This is a genomic window from Micrococcus terreus (assembly GCF_900116905.1).
Classification (GTDB): domain Bacteria; phylum Actinomycetota; class Actinomycetes; order Actinomycetales; family Micrococcaceae; genus Citricoccus; species Citricoccus terreus.
This window is the reverse complement of record NZ_FPCG01000001.1, coordinates 472321-489898: the sequence shown is the minus strand read 5'-3', so window position 1 is coordinate 489898 and position 17578 is coordinate 472321. Positions and strand designations below refer to the sequence as shown.

Here is a 17578-nt window from a genome sequence, read left to right as displayed (position 1 = left end):
ACGACGGCGTTCAGGGATCGGTTCAGCTCAGGGCCGCATCCACGGGCAGATCCAGCGTGACCTCAGTGCCACCGCCGGCACGAGGCGCCCAGTCGATGGTGCCCTGCAGGTCGACCTCCACCAGGGTGTGCACGATCTTCAGCCCGAGGCCCGTGCCGCTTCCTGGCATCCCTCCGTCCTTGACGGCCGGTGCCGGTCCTGTGCCGCCGGAATCCCACAGCACCACCCGCAGTGTCTCGTTCCCTCCCACCTGGCGGCGTTCCGCACGCAGGCCGATCTCGCCAGGAGCCCCGGCCAGTCCGTGCTCGATCGCGTTGGCGGCCAGTTCGTTGATCACCAGCGCCAGCGGGGTGGCCAGGTCACTGTGCAGCTGGCCGAATCCTCCGTCGAAGCGTGTGTGGACCTCCGCCTGAGGCTGGTCACCTGAGATCTCCACCGCCAACCGGAACTGGCGTCCGATCAGGGCATCCATGTCCACCTGCTGATCCAGCCCCTGGGACAGGGTCTCGTGGACCAGGGCGATCGTTCCCACCCGTCGCATCGCCTGCTCGAGTCCCTGTCGAGCCTCGGGCGAACTCATCCTCCGGGACTGCATGCGCAGCAGTGCCGCCACCGTCTGCAGGTTGTTCTTCACCCGGTGGTGGATCTCCCGGATCGTGGCGTCCTTGCTGACCAGCTGCTGCTCCCGGCGACGCAGCTCGGTGACATCGCGCAGCAGCACGATCGCTCCCGCGCGCCCCTGTTCATCCCGCAACGGCACGGAGCGCAGCGTGACATTGACCGACCGGATCTCCACATCGGCGCGGGCAGTGGCCTTGCCCGTCAGCACGAGGGGCAACGACTCGTCCAGGGGCCGACGCTGGTCCTGGAGATCGGTGACGATGCGGGCCAGCGACTTCCCCTCCAGGGAGTCGTCATACCCCAATCGCCTGAAGGCTGAGACCGCATTGGGTGTGGCGAATTCGACCACCCCCTGGGTGTCCAGCCTCAGCAGTCCGTCACCCACCCGCGGCATCCCTCGGTGGCTGCTGCCCACATGGTTCTGCGGATCCGGCCAGTGCCCTCTGGCCGCCATGCCCAGCAGATCCTTGGCGCTGCGGCGATAGGTCAGCTCCAACCGCGACGGGGTCCGGTGGCCGGTCAGGTCCTGATGCACCGTGATCACCGCGATGGTCCGACCGCGGTGCTGCACGGGCCAGACCGAGACGCGCATGGCACTGTCCGGGGCGAAGGCACTGGGCGCGGTCCACTGCGGTTCGCCCGTGGACCAGGCCTGGTCCACCAGGGACCGGAGGTCGGCACGCACCCGGCTGCCCACGATGTCCCGGTGCAGCGAGGTCTGCGAGGTCGGGGGACGGGCCTGGGCCAAGGCCACGAAGCTTCGGTCACCGGAGCCTGCAGGGGATGATGCCGCGTCCACGGGGAACCACAGGACCAGATCGGCGAAGGCCAGATCCGCCACCAGCTGCCAGTCCCCCACCACCAGGTGGAGCCATTCGACGTCACCGTCCTGCAGGGCGGGATGCCCCACCAGGGGTTCGGTGTGCAACGCCATGGGCCCAGCCTACCCGCGGCGACCTGAGCGTCCGTGGCTAGAGCTGGGCCCGTCGAGAGGGGTCAGTCGCGCCCACTCTGGCGTGAGGTGATGGCGCGCATCTGGCGCAGGGCCACCGTCATGGTGGCGATGTCGTCCTCTGCATCGGAACGCTCCATCTCCTCCAGGAAACCGCGCGCCCGTGCCAGGCGAGACTCATTGTTCCGGTACCAGGCATCCAACCGAGCCGTGGCGTCAGCGGTGCCGGCCGTCGTCGTGGTCTGCTCCTCCGGATCCGTGTCCAGGACCGCGGCGACGACGTCCGCCAGCAGGGCGTAGAGGTCCTCCCGCAGGGCGGCGCGGGCCAGGGCCTGCCACCGGTCCTCCCGGGAGAGGGCCGTGATGCGCTCGAGCAGGTCATCGATGCCGAAGCAGGCGTAGAGGTTGAAGTAGACCTCGGCGACCTCCTGCAGCTCGTGCCCGGACTGCCGGGCCAGAAGCACCACATCCAGCAGACCGTAGGACTCGAACTGACCGGCCCGTCGACGCGCAAGCGGTTCGGGCAGCCCGTCCTCCAGGGCCTCCTGATACCAGGACTGGAACCGTTCGGCGTCCTGACCTGTCAGCAGATCCGAGAGCCGCTCGGTCATCGCCTGGACGTGCTCGGCGAACACCTCGACCTCGTCCCCGATCCGGGTGAGATCAGCACGGTGATGGATGAACCAGCGCACCGCGCGGTCCAGCAGTCGACGAGCGTCCAGGTGCGTGCGGGCCTTGACCTCGCCCGCCACAGTGGCCGGGACCTCGCGCATCTGGTCGGTGAACCCGCCGATGTCGAAGATCTCCTTGACCGCGGCGTAGGCCGCCACGATCTGCTCCACGGGCGCACTGGTCTCCTCTCCCGCACGGAACACGAAGGTGATGCCGGCGGTGTTGACCACGTCATTGGCCACCAGCGTGGCGATGATCTGGCGACGCAGCGGATGCTGGCTGATGGTCTCGGCGAACCGCTCGCGCAGCGGTTCCGGGAAGTACTGCTGCAGCCGGGACTCGAACCACGGGTCATCGGGCAGATCCGTCTCGAGGAGCTGTTCGGAGAGGTTGATCTTGGCGTAGGCCGCCAACACCGCCAGCTCGGGCGTCGTCAGGTTCGTCCCCTCCTGCTGGCGCTGGGCCAGGACCGACTCGCCGGGCAGGAACTCCAGGTCCCGGTCCAACCCGGCGTGCTGGACCAGCCAGTCCATGTGCCGCTCGAAGCTGGGCAGCCACTCGGCCACTCGCTGGGCGTCATTGCGCAACAGGATGTTCTGATCGATGTTGGTCTCCAGGACCAGGTGCGCGACCTCGTCGGTCATCGACTCCAGCAGCTCGGTCCGCTCCTGCGCGGGGAGCTGGCCGGTCTCGACCAGCTGATCCACCAGGATCTTGATGTTGACCTCATGGTCCGAGCAGTCCACCCCGGCGGAGTTGTCGATGGCATCGGTGTTGAGCAGCACGCCGTTCAGCGCGGCCTCGATCCGTCCACGCTGGGTCATGCCCAGGTTGCCGCCCTCGCCCACCACGGTGGCCCGCAGTTCGCCGCCGTCGACCCGCACCGCGTTGTTGGCCCGATCCCCGACCTCGGCGTGGGTCTCCTCGGCCGCCTTGATGTAGGTGCCGATGCCGCCGTTGTAGAGCAGATCCACATCGGCCCGCAGGATCGCCTGCACCAGCTCGTTCGGCGCCAGGGAGTCCGTCCCGTCCGGCAGACCCAGCAGGGTGCGGATCTGATCGGTCAGCCGGATCGACTTGGCCTGGCGGTCGAAGACCCCGCCACCCTCGCTGATCAGCGACTCGTCGTAGTCCGACCATGAGGATCGGGGAAGCTCGAAGAGCCGCTTCCGCTCAGCGAAGGACGTGGACGGGTCCGGATCGGGGTCGATGAAGACGTGCAGATGGTTGAAGGCCGCCACCAGACGGATGTGCTCAGAGCGCAGCATGCCGTTGCCGAAGACGTCACCGGACATGTCACCGATGCCCACCACGGTGAAGTCCTCCGACTGGGTGTCTCGGCCCAAGGAGGCGAAGTGGCTCTTGACCGACTCCCAGGCGCCCCGGGCGGTGATGCCCATCGCCTTGTGGTCGTATCCGACCGACCCGCCGGAGGCGAAGGCGTCCCCGAGCCAGTGTCCGTAGTCGGCAGAGATCTCATTGGCGATGTCCGAGAACGAGGCCGTGCCCTTGTCCGCGGCAACCACCAGGTAGGCATCGGGACCATCATGGCGGATCACCTGATCACGCGTGGTGTACTCCGTGCCGGAGGCCGTGATGCGCTGGTTGTCGGTGATGTCCAGCAGGCCGCGGATGAAGGTGCGGTAGGCCTCCTGGCCGGCCTCCATCCAGGCGCCGCGGTCCGCCGCAGGATCCGGCAGACGTTTGGCGAAGAACCCACCCTTGGCGCCGGTGGGGACGATCACCGCGTTCTTGACCTGCTGGGCCTTGACCAGTCCCAGCACCTCGGTGCGGAAGTCCTCTCGGCGGTCCGACCAGCGCAGTCCTCCGCGGGCGACGGATCCGAAGCGCAGGTGCGTGCCTTCCACCTCCGGGGAGTAGACCCAGATCTCGTGGGCGGGTCGTGGCTCCGGGGCGAAGGGGATCCGCTGTGGTGCGAGCTTGACGCTGAGCCGCTCATGCCCCTGGTAGAAGTTGGTGCGCTCGGTGGCGGAGATGACGGTCAAGAACGCCCGCAGCACGCGGTCCGCGTCCAAGGTGGGCACCTTCTCCAAGGCCAGTTCCACCGCCTCCCGGCGACGTTCCGCCTCGGCGATCCGGGCCTCCCCGGCGACAGGGCCGTCGTCGTCGGCCTGGTCCAGGTGTGGGTCGAACCGTGCCTGGAAGTACCCGACCAGCCCGGAGGTCACCTCCGGGTTATCGGCCAGGGCGGCGGCCATGAACCCGAAGGAGTTGGCCACTCCCAGCTGACGCAGGTACTTGGCATAGCCGCGCAGCATGGCCACCATCCGCACCGGCAGCCCCACGCTGAGGATCAACCGGTCGAAGGCATCCGACTCCGTGGCGTCGATGGCCACCGAGGTGACGGCATCGGCCAGCAGATCGGAGACCTGCTCGGGATCCTGCCCCTGCGGGAAGCGCAGACCGAGATCGTAGAGGTAGAAGCGCCGGCCGTCGTCGGGCGTGATCTCGTAGGGCCGTTCGTCCAGCACCTCCAGCCCGAGGTTCTGCAGGACCGGCAGGATCTCGGTGAGGGTCCTCGGACGATCGGAGTAGAGCTTCAGCCGGGCCGTACGAGCCTCGTCCTCCTCCGGCGCGCTCGGGTCCAGATGCACATCCGGTGTGCCGTCACCGGGCAGGGCGTTGAACCGGGTGATGTCCTGGAGGGCGTCGTCGATCTCGTAGGCGACCCGGTACTCGGCCGGGAACGCCTCATCCCAGAGCTTGGCCTGCTCCAGTCCGGAGTCCTCGCCGAAGGCGACCACAGCCTGCTGGTCCACGCCCTCCTTCCAGGACCGGACCGTGTTGACCAGACGGGCCTCCAGGGCCGCCGCATCCACGGCCGGCCCCATCTCACGGTGTCTGGGCATGCGGATACGGAACGTCAGCCGGGCCAGGACGGATTCGGTCAGGCGCACCTGGAAGTCGATCGACTCCCCCTCCAGCGCCTCCATCAGCAGGTCCTGGATCCGGCCGCGGACCGAGGTGTTGTAGCGGTCTCGGGGCAGGAAGACCAGGGCGTTCATGAACCGGCCGAACACGTCGGGGCGCAGGAACAGACGGGTCCGACGCCGTTCCTGGAGCTGCAGGATCTGCCGACAGATGTCCCAGAGCTCCTCGACACCGATCTGGAACATCTCATCGCGCGGATACGTCTCGAGGATCTGCTGCAGCTCGGCACCGGAGTGCGAGTCCTGAGGGAAGCCGGCCAGCTCCATCACGGCCTGGGCCTTGTCCCGCACCAGCGGGATGTCTCCGACCGGGGTGGTGTAGGCCCTGGCGTCCCACAGCCCGAGGAATCGGTGCTCGCCGGTGACCCTTCCGTTCTCGCCGTAGGTCTTGACGGCCACATAGTCCAGGTAGACCGGTCGATGGATCCGTGAGCGGGAGTTCGCCTTGGTGATCACCAGCGGCGAGGGCGCCTCGATCTGGTTGCGTCCGGCCGTGGACAGGGGTGCTGGCGGGCGGTGGTCCTCGGCGCGCAGGATGCCCAGTCCGGTCCCTTCGACCGGCACCAGGACCTGTCCGTTGTCCCCGTGCTGCAGCGTGTACTGGCGGTAGCCGGTGAACGTGAAGTGCCCGGCCTGCATCCACTCCAGCAGCTCGGCGCTGGCACGCACGCCCTTGACGTTCTGCGGAGCGTTCTGGACCAGGGTGTGGGCCGCGGTGATGGCCGAGGCACGCATGGAGTCCCAGTCCTTCACCGCTGCGCGGACATCGTGCAGCGCACGGGAGATGCCCTCGGTCAGCTCCCGCGCCTGCTCGTCGGTGAGCGCGTCCGTGGTCTGGATCCCGATCCACGACTCCACCCCGGCACGCTGTCCGGAGGAGGCCATCAGGGGGCCGAGGTCGGTGAGCGAGGCGGTGGTGTCGCCGCTGGCCATCCCCTGACGCGAGGGGACCGCATGGACCGCTCGGAGGGTTCCACCGTCGGTGTCGCGGTGGGCGATGACGACAGGATGGGCCACCAGGCCGATGGAGTGTCCCTGCCGGGTGAGTTCACCGATCACCGAGTCCACCAGGAAGGGCATGTCCTCGTTGACGATCTGCACCAGACCGCGGGACCGACTGGAGCTCACCCGCACGGCGGCCTCACCGTGAGGACGTTCTGCGGCCAGCTCCAGCTGACCCTCCACCAGGGCGCGACGCAGGTCGTCGTCGACCTCGGCCAGGTCGGTGTCCGAGACGTGTTGGAAGTAGGCCTCCGTCAGAGCGGTCAGTCCTCGCGAGGAAGATGCGGGCTGATCGGTCCACAGGGGTGTCGATGCTGACATGTCGGGTGGTGACCTCTTCCATAGCAACACGAAGCCCGGACTCAGCGGTGGCTTCTGCCCGGGTGAGGCGCCGTTGCCTCTGGGGGACACACTATCGACCGGCCCCCAGGGGTGCGAACTGACAGATGCACAGTGCCGAGGGTGTGTCGGTGGGCAGACGTCCAGCCTCAGGCCGGGGTGGCCCAGCGGCTCAGAGCCTTGCGCAGCGCACTGTTCGGGGCAGCCTCGGCGAGCACTTGTCCGCCCAGCAGGGCACGGTCCAGGGACTTCCGGTCCCAGGGCAGGAACCCGGCGATCTCGCGCTCCGGTCCGAACCGCTCCCAGACCGCCCGGACCTGGGCCTGAGGGGCGACTCCGGAGGAATCGGCACGGATCTGGTTGAGCACCACCTCGATCACCGCTGTGGTGCCCGTGGACTCCAGTTCGTCCAGCCCTCGGATCAGGCGGGGCAGGCCGACCGGGTCACCGGTGCCGACCGCCAGGATGCGGTCGGCGGCCATGACGCCCACGCGGGTCGCGGCGTTGCGCTGAGGGGCCGGGACGTCGAAGCTGAGCTCCTCGTCCTCTTCCAGACAGAATCCGACGTCGACCACGATCTCCTGCCATTCCTGTCTGGCGATCTCCAGGACGGTCTCCACGGCAGGACGGCGCAGCTCCGGCCATCGGTCTGCTCGGGTCAGGCCCGTCAGCACGTCCAGTGCTCCCCCGGCCACGCGTGCTGTAGCGGCTGCGCGACGCAGGGACGCCCCACTCAGTGTTCCCTGGTCTGCGGCATGACAGGCCCGGGCGATGCCTGCGGTCTCCTCCAGCAGACCCAGGTGCACGGCCGCCGCGGACGCGTAGGTGTCCAGATCGATCAGCAGTGTGGACCGTCCCTCCATCACCATCTCCACGGCCAGGTTCACCGCCACCGTGGTGCGTCCCGGGCTGCCGGCCGGACCCCAGACCGTGGTGATGCGAGGGCCGCTCCCCTCCCCGCCCTGGGTCTCCGTTCCGTCCGGTCCAGCGCTCTCGGTCGACTCAGCGTTGGAGGAACGGCGACGGTTCAGCAGGCGTCGCCAGACTGTGCTGCGCCCGTCCCCCGGGCCGGAATGGCTCTGATCTGCATCAGCCAGGGACTCTGGGCCGTCGCCGTCGCCCCTTCCCGGCGCCGCGGTCGACTCCCTGACTGCCTGACTGACAGACGCCGTCTGGCTGGTGCCGCCCGAGAAGAGGGCGGCAGGTCCCACGCTCAGCCGTTCACACGACGAGGAGGCCTCCTCTGTCGCCCCGTGATCATCGTTGACGAGGGCCTGGTCCGACTCCTCGTCTGCCACCGGATCGGAGGACAGCTGCCGTTCCAGATGTGCGATCTCCCGGGAGACGCTCGAGTCCCTTGCCGTGGCCGGTCGCCAACGAGCCGATCCCGTGGCGCGGGTCTGCTCCACCGACTCGATGACGAGATCGGCCACTTCCTGGGCAGGCGCGTCGGAGGCCAACACCGGCACCCCCAAGCCCGCCAGCCGGTCACGTTCGGCTGGGCTCGGGGCCAGGGCCACCACCGCTATCGGACGATGTGTTCCGGCGTCCAGGCTCTCCAGGAAGGTCAGGGTCAGCAGGTCGACATCGCCAGCCACGAGCACGGCCTCGGCCAGTCCGGCACGCGCGACCGAGACGAGCTCAGCCAAGGACTCACAGCGCCGGATGACCGTCACCGGACCCCGCAGCTGCTCCAACGCCGTGACATGGTCGTGTTCCGGCGACACCGTCGTCGCGACAGGGACGTGGCGCATCAGCCCGCCGTCCCTGCGCCCACGGAGGGCACCACGCTGATCTTCGCACCGTTGGCCTTGGCCTCCAGCACGGTGGGCAGCTGCTCCGGGCCCAGCAGGATCTGTACGACGATGTTGGTGCTGGCTCCGAATGCTCCACTGGACTCGCCGACCTCGGCCAGTTCAGCGGACTCCGCCACCAGCACCGGCGTGGAGTACTCCTGGTTCTGGACCGCCTCTGCGATCCACAGATCCACCCGATCGCCAGGCTCCACACCCGCTGGCAGAGGGTCCTGCAGCGAGACGGCGACCGGCTGACGTCCGGCCGGGTCGACCTCGGCCACCGTCTCCGAGGGCAGCAGTTCACCGCGTCGCACTGCTCCCTGGACCACCGAGCCGACGGGAGCGGGCTCGTCAGCACGGAGGTACAGACCCGCGGCGTCACCCAGTTGGGCCTGGACCACGGTGAGCTGGTCCTGGGTGATCTCCCGCCCCGGGACCAGGTCCTGGGAGGCGACCCAGTATCCCACTGAATGGTCGACTGACCTGACCAGCATCACCACGCCGACCACAGAGAGCACCACCAGGAGAATTCCGGCCACCAGGCGCGGGTCCTTCCAGCTCGGTCTGCGCAGTCGCGGCGTCTCGTCGTTCTTCGCCTCCATGGGCACCTCCTCGTCGTCAGCCCATGGAGCAGGGATCCCTACCCGCCCATGCGCAGCTTCGACCATGTCGTCAAGTGGACTTCACGCCCCCTCAGGACGCCGGTCCAGCCTAATCAGTTCCGAGGTGGGAATGCGGCCCCGCAGGCTTGACTGTGGACAACGCGGCGGCGATGGGCCGCGCAGATGCGAGAATGGAACCATCAGATACGACCTGGGGACCGGCACCCGGGCTCACTGCCACTGCACGATGGAGGACCGATGCCCCGCTTCCTCACCCTGACCGATGTCGCCGAGACCCTGCAGATCTCCATGGCCCAGACCCGGGCTCTCGTCCGCAGCGGTGAACTCCCGGCGATCCAGATCGGCGGGCGCGGACAATGGCGCGTGGATCAGGTGCGCTTCGACGAGTTCATCGAGCAGAAGCACCATGAGCAGCAGGACAAGGCGCGGTCCCGTGCTGCCGAGAAGACCCCGGTCGATCAGAGCTCGGACGCCTGAGCTGACCGGACGTAGCCGATGGCGTCGAAAGCCACGACGCACACACCGCGCACAGCCTGCCGTCGACGCAGTTCGTCGCGGGCGTGCAGGGCCACGTCGAGGTGGTCTGCACCCACACGGTCGATCGTGCCCTCAGTGAGCTGACGTCCGTCCTGCCCCACGATCGCCAGCGGCACCCTGGCCCGCGCCATGGTGCGGTACACCGCCCCGATTCCCAGGGCCCGGGCGCTGGCCGACCGTTCCGGTGCCACCATCGGGAGACGGTGATCGACGCTCCGGATCGAGGCCAGGGGCACCAGGACGCCACCGGCGTGATCCGTCCCTCCGACCCACGCTGGCCCCACAGTGGAGACCTGGACCTCCACCCTCAGATCCCCTCCCAGGCGCAGCACGAGCCGGTGCCCCACGGCACCTCTCAGTCGATCGACCAGGTGCACCGACGCCGCCTCCCCACGGGTGAGCTCGGCCGCCTCTGCTTCAGTCTCCCGCCAGGCAGCCTGGGCCAGCTGTGCCTCCAGATCTGCGAACAGTCCATCCCACCTCATGACCTCGATCCTAGAGACACCTGGGCCACCTGGCCTGTCGATCTGCCCGGAGAGCCGACTCTGCGGCGCGAATCTCGGATCTGCCCTGCTCACACCCTTTGATGTCATTTAATGTCAGTTGATGTTGTCTCGTATCTTTTCCAGTCTCTTGACACTGGTTGCTGTGCACTGATAGCAATGGTGCAGGACATGCCGTACGGGACGGCCTGACGAGGGAGTGACGATGATGACCGATCACACAGCACGACTTCGGGCGGAGGACGTGGTCCTCACTGTGCTCTGCACGCTGTCAGGGCCGTTGTTCTGGTGGGCTGGAGTCGGCCTCACGGCAGGGGCCCGCACCGCCAGCCCGCTCCACACGGTGGAGCAGTGGCTGGCAGGAGGACTGGCTGCGCTCGGTGCGCTCATCGCCCTGTGGTGGATCGTGGCTGTGGCCGGCGCCCTGCTCGCCGCGGGGGGCACTCGGGCGCGCAGCTCCGTCCTGGCGTCCTGGGGCCGTCGACTCTCCCCGGCGTTCCTGCGGCGCGTGGCGGCGGTCGCCCTGGGTGTCCAGGTGGCCACGGCTGGCGGCGCCTGGGCCGCACCCAGCCTCGACACGGGCGGCACGGATCGGGCGGCAGCCGTCAGTGTCCGCGAGACGCCTCAGTCAGACTGGGCCGAGCAGCCCACGCCGAGGTGGACGCATCAGGTCGCTTCGATGCCTGTCTTGGTCTCTGCAGAGGGCTCGGACGCCCCGAGGCCTCATGGGCCTGACGATTCCGTGGAGCCTCCGTCACCGGGTTGGGCCCCTGCCCCTCCGCAAACGCGCCCCCTGGGATCCACGACCCGCGCCACCGCGGACGCCCCCACGGTCACCGTCCGGCAGGGCGACTGCCTCTGGGACATCGCCGCCGAAGAGCTGGGTCCTCATGCCACGGACCTGGAGATCGACCGTCGGTGGAGGGCGTGGCACCGGGCCAACCTCGAGACCATCGGTCCAGACCCCCATCATCTGGTCCCCGGGACCGTGCTGACCAGCCCGGCGTGGACCTGACCGCCGATGCATCCAGGGATGCCGACCATGACGACCGATGACCCACACGACGACCGCCCCGACCCCACCCAGACCTCTCCAGGAGCAGACATGACCATCGCCACCGCCACCCCGTCCGAGGCCACTCACACCGCCGTCGGCCCAGGACCCGGCGTCATTCCGTCGGCACTGCGGACCCCGACTGGTCAGTTCACCCCGCACCGCTCACTGCGCGAGGAGGGACTGCGGCAACGAGAACTCGAGCTGCAACGGCATATCCGCAGCCTGGCAGGCATCGTCGCCCAGGCCTGCGTGGAGGCCGAACGGGGCCTGAGGCCGGCCCGTCAGCTGGCGGCATGGCTGGATCTGGAGACGTACGGCAAGATGGCCCGCCGGGCTGACCTGGCCGAGCGCACCCGCACCGACCGTTCCGCCCAGACCTCCCCCCGCACACTGCAGGCGCGGTGCTGCCAGGTCAGCCCCACCGTCTTCGAGGCCAGCGCCTCCGTGCGCTGCGGTGGACGAGTCCGCGCCCTGGCCATGCGCATCGAACTCCGCCGCGACCGGTGGAAGGTCACCGCTGTCGAGATGGGCTGACCCGTCCGGACGGACGACGGCAGGAGCGTCAGCGGCGCTTGCGCTTGCCGCGTCCCTTGCCGCCGGACGGCGCGTTCGGCGCCGCCCCCTCCTGGTCCTTCTCCGCGGCGGTACCGGTGCGACGCACCTGGGTGGTCACCTCGCCGGAGTCCGACGGGGCGGAGAACCGCAGCGTGGCCGGCTGCCGCGGAGCCTCGAGCCCCTTCACATTCAGCACCGGGGTCATGGTGGCCCCACGGCCGTCCTGCACCCCGGGCAGCGAGGTGGCCGGCTGCTGAGCCTGGACCTCCAGGTTGAACAGATAGCCCACCGACTCCTCGCGAATGGCCTCCATCATGGACTGGAACATGATGTAGCCCTCACGCTGGTACTCGACCAGGGGCTCGCGCTGAGCCATGGCGCGAAGACCGATGCCCTCCTTGAGGTAGTCCATCTCATGCAGATGGTCCTGCCACTTGCGGCCGATCACCGAGAGCACCACACGACGCTCCAGCTCACGCATGGCCTCCGAACCGATCTGAGCCTCGCGATCCTCATAGGCCAGCTTGGCGTCGGAGACCAGCTCCCGCTTGAGGTCAGCCGGCTTCAGCCGGCCCAGGCCCCCGGACTCCTCCAGCACATCGTCGATCTCGATGCCCACCGGATACATCTGCTTCAAGTCGGTCCAGAGCTGCTCCAGGTCCCAATCCGTGGGCGAACCGACTGCGGTGGTCTCATCCACCATCGTCCCGATGGCGTCCTCCAGGAAGTTCTGAGTCTTCTCGTGCAGGTCGTCGCCTTCGAGGATGCGACGGCGATCCGTGTAGATCGCCTCGCGCTGGCGGTTCATCACGTCGTCGTACTTCAACACGTTCTTGCGCTGCTCGGTGTTGCGGGACTCGACCTGGGACTGTGCGTTCTGAATGGCCGAGGAGACCATCTTCGACTCCAACGCCATGTCATCAGGCACCGAGGAGGAGTTCATGATCCGGGAGGCCGCCGCCGGATTGAACAGGCGCATCAGATCATCGGTCAAGGACAGGTAGAACCGGGACTCCCCCGGGTCTCCCTGGCGACCGGAACGTCCACGCAGCTGATTGTCGATTCGGCGCGACTCATGCCGCTCGGTGCCCAGCACGTACAGTCCGCCCAGTTCACGGACCTCGTCGTGCTCCTTCCTCACGGCTGCTTTGGCCGCCTCCAGCACCTCCGGCCAGACCTGTTCGTACTGCTCCGCGTTCTCCTCGGGGTCCAGCCCACGACGCTGCATCTCGGCCACGGCATCGAACTCTGCGTTGCCGCCGAGCATGATGTCGGTGCCGCGGCCGGCCATGTTCGTGGCCACGGTGACCGCACCCTTGCGGCCGGCCTGGGCGACGATGGCCGCCTCACGAGCGTGGTTCTTGGCGTTGAGCACCTCGTGGCGCACACCAGCCTTGGCCAGCAGCTTGGAGAGGTACTCGGACTTCTCCACCGAGGTGGTGCCCACCAGGACGGGCTGTCCGGCTTCGTGCCGTTCGACGATGTCCTCGACCACGGCGTCGAACTTGGCGACCTCGTTCTTGTAGATCAGGTCCGTCTTGTCGATGCGGTGCACGCCCTTGTTCGTGGGGATCGGCACCACACCGAGCTTGTAGGTGCTCATGAACTCGGCGGCCTCGGTCTCGGCCGTGCCGGTCATGCCGGAGAGCTTGTCGTAGAGGCGGAAGTAGTTCTGCAGGGTGACCGTGGCCAGGGTCTGGTTCTCGGCCTTGATCTGCACGCCCTCCTTGGCCTCGATGGCCTGGTGCATGCCCTCGTTGTAGCGGCGTCCGGCCAGCACGCGACCGGTGTGCTCGTCCACGATCATGACCTCGCCGTCCATCACGACGTAGTCCTTGTCCTTCTTGAACAGCTCCTTGGCCTTGATGGCGTTGTTGAGGAACTGGATCAGCGGGGTGTTCGCGGACTCGTACAGGTTGGTGATGCCCAGCCAGTCCTCGATCTTCTCGATCCCGGGCTCGAGCACACCGATGGTCTTCTTCTTCTCGTCGACCTCATAGTCGGTGTCCTTGGTCAGGCGCGGGACCAGTCCGGAGAAGACGGTGTACCAGCGATTGGCATCGCCCTGAGAAGGTCCGGAGATGATCAGCGGGGTGCGTGCCTCATCGATCAGGATGGAGTCGACCTCATCGACGATCGCGAAGTGGTGGCCTCGCTGGACCAGCTCGTCCAGCGACCAGGCCATGTTGTCCCGCAGGTAGTCGAACCCGAACTCGTTGTTCGTGCCGTAGGTGATGTCCGCGGCGTACTGCAGGCGCCGCTCGGCCGGGTCCTGGTTGGAGAGGATGCACCCGGTCTCCATGCCCAGGAACCGGAAGACACGGCCCATCAGGTCCGACTGGTAGCTGGCCAGGTAGTCGTTCACAGTGATCACGTGCACGCCCTTGCCGGTGAGAGCGTTCAGGTAGGCCGGGGCGGTGGCCACCAGGGTCTTGCCCTCACCGGTCTTCATCTCGGCGATGTTGCCCAGGTGCAGGGCGGCACCACCCATCATCTGGACGTCGTAGTGGCGCTGGCCCAGGGTGCGACCAGCGGCCTCTCGCACAGCGGCGAAGGCCTCCGGAAGCAGCGAGTCCAGGCTCTCGCCGTCGGCAGCCCGCTCCCTGTAGCGGTCCGTCTCGGCGCGCAGGTCGGCGTCGGTGAGCTCCCGGTACTCGTCCTCCAGGACATTGATGGCGTCTGCGAGCCCCCTCAACTGCTTGAGGATCTTCTTGTCCCCGGTCTTGAGGATGCGCTCGATGAAAGATGCCACGTGTGTCGACTCCCTGTCGCCTGCGAACCGGCATGCCGGCGTTCTTAGTGCTCGTCGTAGATCGTCCCGACGCCGTGGGTCCGGGCCGGGCACCCGCTCAGTCTACGGTCTGTTGCCTGAGAGCTCCCTCAGTGCCCTGGTCACCTCCGGCACCAGGTCCCCCGGCGCCTCCGGAGCCATCACCACCTCACCCAGGCCCAGCCATCCGGCCAGCTGCGCCAACTCCTCCACCAGCTCCCGGGAGATCTCCCGCAGAGGTGACCGGCCGTCGTCGGGACCGGTCTGCTCGGACCAGACTCCGCGCACGCTCAGCCGGCCGGCCGCGCGCTCCGCTGCCAGGTCCACCTGCGCCACCAGGTGCTCGCCGAGCAGGAACAGCAGCGGGTAGTAGCCGCGGGTGCGCTGGGCGGCCGGGGTGTAGATCCCGATCCGGTAGCGCACCCCGAACAGCTCCTCCACGCGCGGCCGGTGGAACACCTGCGGGTCGAAGGGGTTGAGCAGGGCGCGGGCCGTCACCGTGCGGGGCGTGCGCGCCGCGGCGTGTCGCCAGGCAGGACGCTCGGTGCCGCTCCAGGTCTGCAGGCGCACCGGTTCCAGTTCTCCGGTGCCCTCCAGGATCCCGACGGCGCCACGCACCTGGTCCTGCCGGATCCGGTAGTAGTCGGCGAGGGAGGCCAGGGTGGCCACGCCCAGGGCAGGTGCGGCGGCGCGCACCAGCTGCAGTGCCGCCTCCTCGGCGGAGGGCAGCCCCGCCGGGCCGGGCAGGGCGTCCGGGACAAGCACGCGTTCGGCCAGTGCGTAGCGGCGTTCGAACTGTGCGGTCCGTCCAGCGCTGGTCACGACGCCGTCCACGAAGAGGTCCTCGAGCACGCGCTTGACGTCCGACCAGTTCCAGCCCCAATGGCCGGTGGACCGTGCCCCCGACTGCACCTTGGACTCCAGCTGGCGGGCGGTCAGCGGACGCGATGAGCGCAGCACCTCGATCACCTGTGCGGCGATCTCCTCTCGCCGGGACTCCTCCATCCGGTGGGCGCGCATCCACTCACGCCGCTGGAGGGTGATCAGCGCCGGCCGCAACGGACTGGGCACCAGCGAGGCCTCATGGGCCCAGTACTCCGTCCAGGTGCGCGGACTGCGCTGCCAGCGTCGGGTCAGCGCCTCCACGGGGTACGGGCCGAGTCGGGAGTACAGCGGCATCAGGTGCGCCCGGGCCAGCACGTTCACGGAGTCGATCTGCACCACCTGCAGGCGGTCCAGGATCCGTCCCAGATGGCGCCCGGTGGTCCGCTCCGGCCGCGGCAGGTGGAGGTGCTGGGCGGCCAGGGAGGTGCGCCGAGCCTGGGAGGCGGTGATCAGGGGTGTGCTCACGAAGGTGCTCCTGAGGGGTCCAAAGGGCCTGACACGACGGTGCCCGCCCCGAGCGGGGCGGGCACCGTGTCTGCAGGACCCAGAAGGGTCAGACGGCGGCGCGGTATCCGCGCTCGACCTCCTGGGGTTCGGCGTCCTGGTGGTCCGGGTCCAGGCTGATCACTCCGTAGCTCCAGCCGTGACGCCGGTAGACGGCGGAGGGGCGCTGGGTCTCGGCGTCCACGAAGAGGTAGAAGTCATGTCCGACCAGTTCCATGGCGTCCACGGCGTCGTCGGCGGTCATCGGGGTGGCGGGGAACACCTTCTCGCGGATGCGCACCGGTGCATCGGACTCGGCCTCCTCCGCGGCATCCTGCTCCTGCTGCTGCTGTGCCTGCAGGACCTGGTCCACCAGGAGCGTGCCGGTGTCTGCCGGCGGCAGATCCGCAGTCGCCTGACCCACGGAGCCCTGGCCCCGGCGGTGGTCCTTGCGGCGATCACGCAGACGACGCAGGCGCTCCAGCAGCTTGCCGAAGGCGGTGTCGAAGGCGGCGAACTTGTCATCGGCCTTGGACTCCGCGCGAATGACCTTGCCCTTGCCCACCACGGTGAGCTCGACGGTCACGTTGCCCTCGGAGTGCCGGTGATGGGCCTCCTTCACCACCTTGATCTCCAGCCGCTGAGCACGAGTGGAGAGCTGCTCGATCTTGTCGAACTTCTCTTCGGCGTACTCCCGGAAACGGTCCGGGATGGCGATGTTGCGGGCAACGTAGTTGACGTCCATGGTCATTGTGTCCTCCTTGGCGCCTGTCGGCTCTCGAAGAATCCCAACCCGTGCGGGCCGGCACTGAGCCGGTGCTTAACGCACGACGGCGGCTGGAAGAAGTCCTCCTTCCCGCCGCCGGCTGGACGGATCCGCATCCGAATCCGTGATTCCACACTAGCCCTTCCGTCACCTGGAGTTAAGCCCCAGATCATGTTCGGTCAGACTGGCGTTCGTCCTGGTCGGCAGGCGGTGAGACGGCGGCCAGCACCACGGCACCGACCGGGACCAGGCCGGTCGAGGCCAGCGCCTGGACCGCGGCGGCGAGAGTGGAACCGGTGGTCATCACATCGTCCACCAGCACGATCGGCGGGACGGGTGCCGCCCTGCTGTCCGAGCTCAGCTGGATCGCCGCACGGGTCGGCCGGAAGCGACCCTGCCCCTGACGGCGACGGCCGGAGACGGTGGCCCCGGAGTGGCTTGCGCGCCCTGTTCCACCGGACCGCAGCAGTGCGACGATCCCCTGCGGCGGGCTCCTCCGCGGAGCGAGCAGACCGGGGCGCAGCTCCCAGCCGTGCGGGAGCGGGCCGGCCAGCAGTTCGGCGAGTGGATCGTATCCACGACGGCGGAACCCTGCGGCACGGCCCGGCATCGGCACGAGCAGCACCCTGGGCCACCGACCGCGAGGATCCCCACCGATCACGCCGGGGACCAGCTGCTCAGCGGCCACCATGGCCCGATGCAGTGCAGGACGCAGCACCACGGAGAGTCCGGTCCGACCGTGGTCCTTGAAGGCGAGCAGGGCCGCGGCCACCTCATTCCGGTAGGGCGCTGTGGCCACGACCGGGAGCGGCAGCAGATCCTGGCCCAGCAGAGGCAGAGCAGCGGCTCCCTCCTCCGCCCGGTACGGATGCAGGAGTGCGGCACGCAGCCGTGGCTCACAGTCCCGGCACAGGGTGCCCGGCGGACGCGTGCAGACAGCACACAGCGAGGGCAGCAGCAGGTCCATCAGGTCCGCGCAGGCCCCGCCGATCGCGCGGGCTGCTACGGAAGTGACCACGCGGTCCACCGCCTGGGCCCACCCCGTGGATCGGCGAGATCGCCTGCC

Annotated in this window: 12 protein-coding genes; 3 read left to right on the top strand and 9 right to left on the bottom strand. The window is 68.5% G+C overall.

The annotated features are described in order from the left end of the window. Positions 1–22: 22 nt before the first annotated feature. The 4 genes from BM355_RS02205 to BM355_RS02190 form a co-directional block, all read right to left on the bottom strand. Complete coding sequence (locus BM355_RS02205) at positions 23–1555, bottom strand: sensor histidine kinase (protein WP_091693622.1); 1533 nt, start codon at positions 1553–1555, stop codon at positions 23–25. Positions 1556–1617: 62 nt separating this feature from the next. Continuing rightward, positions 1618–6519, bottom strand: a complete 4902-nt coding sequence (locus BM355_RS02200; RefSeq protein WP_091693619.1) for an NAD-glutamate dehydrogenase — start codon at positions 6517–6519, stop codon at positions 1618–1620. Between the two features lie 167 nt (positions 6520–6686). Continuing rightward, positions 6687–8291 (bottom strand): CpaE/TadZ family protein, encoded by a 1605-nt coding sequence (locus BM355_RS02195; RefSeq protein ID WP_091693615.1) that lies wholly within the window; start codon positions 8289–8291, stop codon positions 6687–6689. Then, on the bottom strand, positions 8291–8935 hold the full coding sequence (locus BM355_RS02190) for a CpaB family protein (RefSeq protein ID WP_091693610.1): 645 nt from the start codon (positions 8933–8935) through the stop codon (positions 8291–8293). Before BM355_RS02190 ends, BM355_RS02195 begins: the two co-directional genes overlap by 1 nt. 258 nt (positions 8936–9193) lie before the next feature. Here BM355_RS02190 and BM355_RS02185 point away from each other — a divergent pair, with 258 nt between their 5' ends. After that, positions 9194–9433 carry a helix-turn-helix domain-containing protein gene (locus BM355_RS02185; RefSeq protein ID WP_091693605.1) on the top strand — a complete coding sequence of 80 codons (240 nt, stop codon included), beginning with the start codon at positions 9194–9196 and terminating at the stop codon, positions 9431–9433. On the opposite strand, the gene BM355_RS02180 is transcribed toward BM355_RS02185, so the two are convergent. Continuing rightward, a complete protein-coding gene (locus tag BM355_RS02180; protein WP_091693602.1) occupies positions 9415–9978 on the bottom strand; it encodes a hypothetical protein in 564 nt (187 codons plus the stop codon). The two genes, BM355_RS02185 and BM355_RS02180, sit on opposite strands and share 19 nt — an antisense overlap. Positions 9979–10204: 226 nt before the next feature. Here BM355_RS02180 and BM355_RS02175 point away from each other — a divergent pair, with 226 nt between their 5' ends. Both BM355_RS02175 and BM355_RS02170 read left to right on the top strand, forming a co-directional pair. Further along, positions 10205–11011: a LysM peptidoglycan-binding domain-containing protein gene (locus BM355_RS02175; protein WP_143109389.1), complete on the top strand. Its 807-nt coding sequence runs from the start codon at positions 10205–10207 to the stop codon at positions 11009–11011. A gap of 90 nt (positions 11012–11101) precedes the next feature. Further along, positions 11102–11587 (top strand): Rv3235 family protein, encoded by a 486-nt coding sequence (locus BM355_RS02170; protein WP_091693594.1) that lies wholly within the window; start codon positions 11102–11104, stop codon positions 11585–11587. A gap of 28 nt (positions 11588–11615) precedes the next feature. On the opposite strand, the gene secA is transcribed toward BM355_RS02170, so the two are convergent. The 4 genes from secA to BM355_RS02150 all read right to left on the bottom strand — a co-directional run bounded on the left by secA (position 11616) and on the right by BM355_RS02150 (position 17530). Further along, positions 11616–14360, bottom strand: coding sequence for a preprotein translocase subunit SecA (secA, locus tag BM355_RS02165; RefSeq protein ID WP_091693589.1), 2745 nt, complete (start codon positions 14358–14360; stop codon positions 11616–11618). Between the two features lie 102 nt (positions 14361–14462). Then, positions 14463–15728 carry a winged helix-turn-helix domain-containing protein gene (locus tag BM355_RS02160; protein ID WP_245760531.1) on the bottom strand — a complete coding sequence of 422 codons (1266 nt, stop codon included), beginning with the start codon at positions 15726–15728 and terminating at the stop codon, positions 14463–14465. Positions 15729–15816: 88 nt separating this feature from the next. Beyond that, positions 15817–16497 (bottom strand): ribosome hibernation-promoting factor, HPF/YfiA family, encoded by a 681-nt coding sequence (hpf, locus tag BM355_RS02155; protein ID WP_091693585.1) that lies wholly within the window; start codon positions 16495–16497, stop codon positions 15817–15819. Between the two features lie 184 nt (positions 16498–16681). After that, positions 16682–17530 (bottom strand): ComF family protein, encoded by an 849-nt coding sequence (locus BM355_RS02150; RefSeq protein ID WP_245760530.1) that lies wholly within the window; start codon positions 17528–17530, stop codon positions 16682–16684. Positions 17531–17578 lie beyond the last annotated feature (48 nt).

Coding starts and splice junctions, on each gene's coding strand:
- BM355_RS02190 (WP_091693610.1), bottom strand. CDS start 8,935: ATGGAGGCGAAGAACGACGAGACGCCGCGACTGCGCAGACCGAGCTGG.
- BM355_RS02195 (WP_091693615.1), bottom strand. CDS start 8,291: ATGCGCCACGTCCCTGTCGCGACGACGGTGTCGCCGGAACACGACCAT.
- BM355_RS02175 (WP_143109389.1), top strand. CDS start 10,205: ATGACCGATCACACAGCACGACTTCGGGCGGAGGACGTGGTCCTCACT.
- BM355_RS02205 (WP_091693622.1), bottom strand. CDS start 1,555: ATGGCGTTGCACACCGAACCCCTGGTGGGGCATCCCGCCCTGCAGGAC.
- BM355_RS02185 (WP_091693605.1), top strand. CDS start 9,194: ATGCCCCGCTTCCTCACCCTGACCGATGTCGCCGAGACCCTGCAGATC.
- BM355_RS02180 (WP_091693602.1), bottom strand. CDS start 9,978: ATGAGGTGGGATGGACTGTTCGCAGATCTGGAGGCACAGCTGGCCCAG.
- hpf (WP_091693585.1), bottom strand. CDS start 16,497: ATGACCATGGACGTCAACTACGTTGCCCGCAACATCGCCATCCCGGAC.
- BM355_RS02200 (WP_091693619.1), bottom strand. CDS start 6,519: ATGTCAGCATCGACACCCCTGTGGACCGATCAGCCCGCATCTTCCTCG.
- BM355_RS02170 (WP_091693594.1), top strand. CDS start 11,102: ATGACCATCGCCACCGCCACCCCGTCCGAGGCCACTCACACCGCCGTC.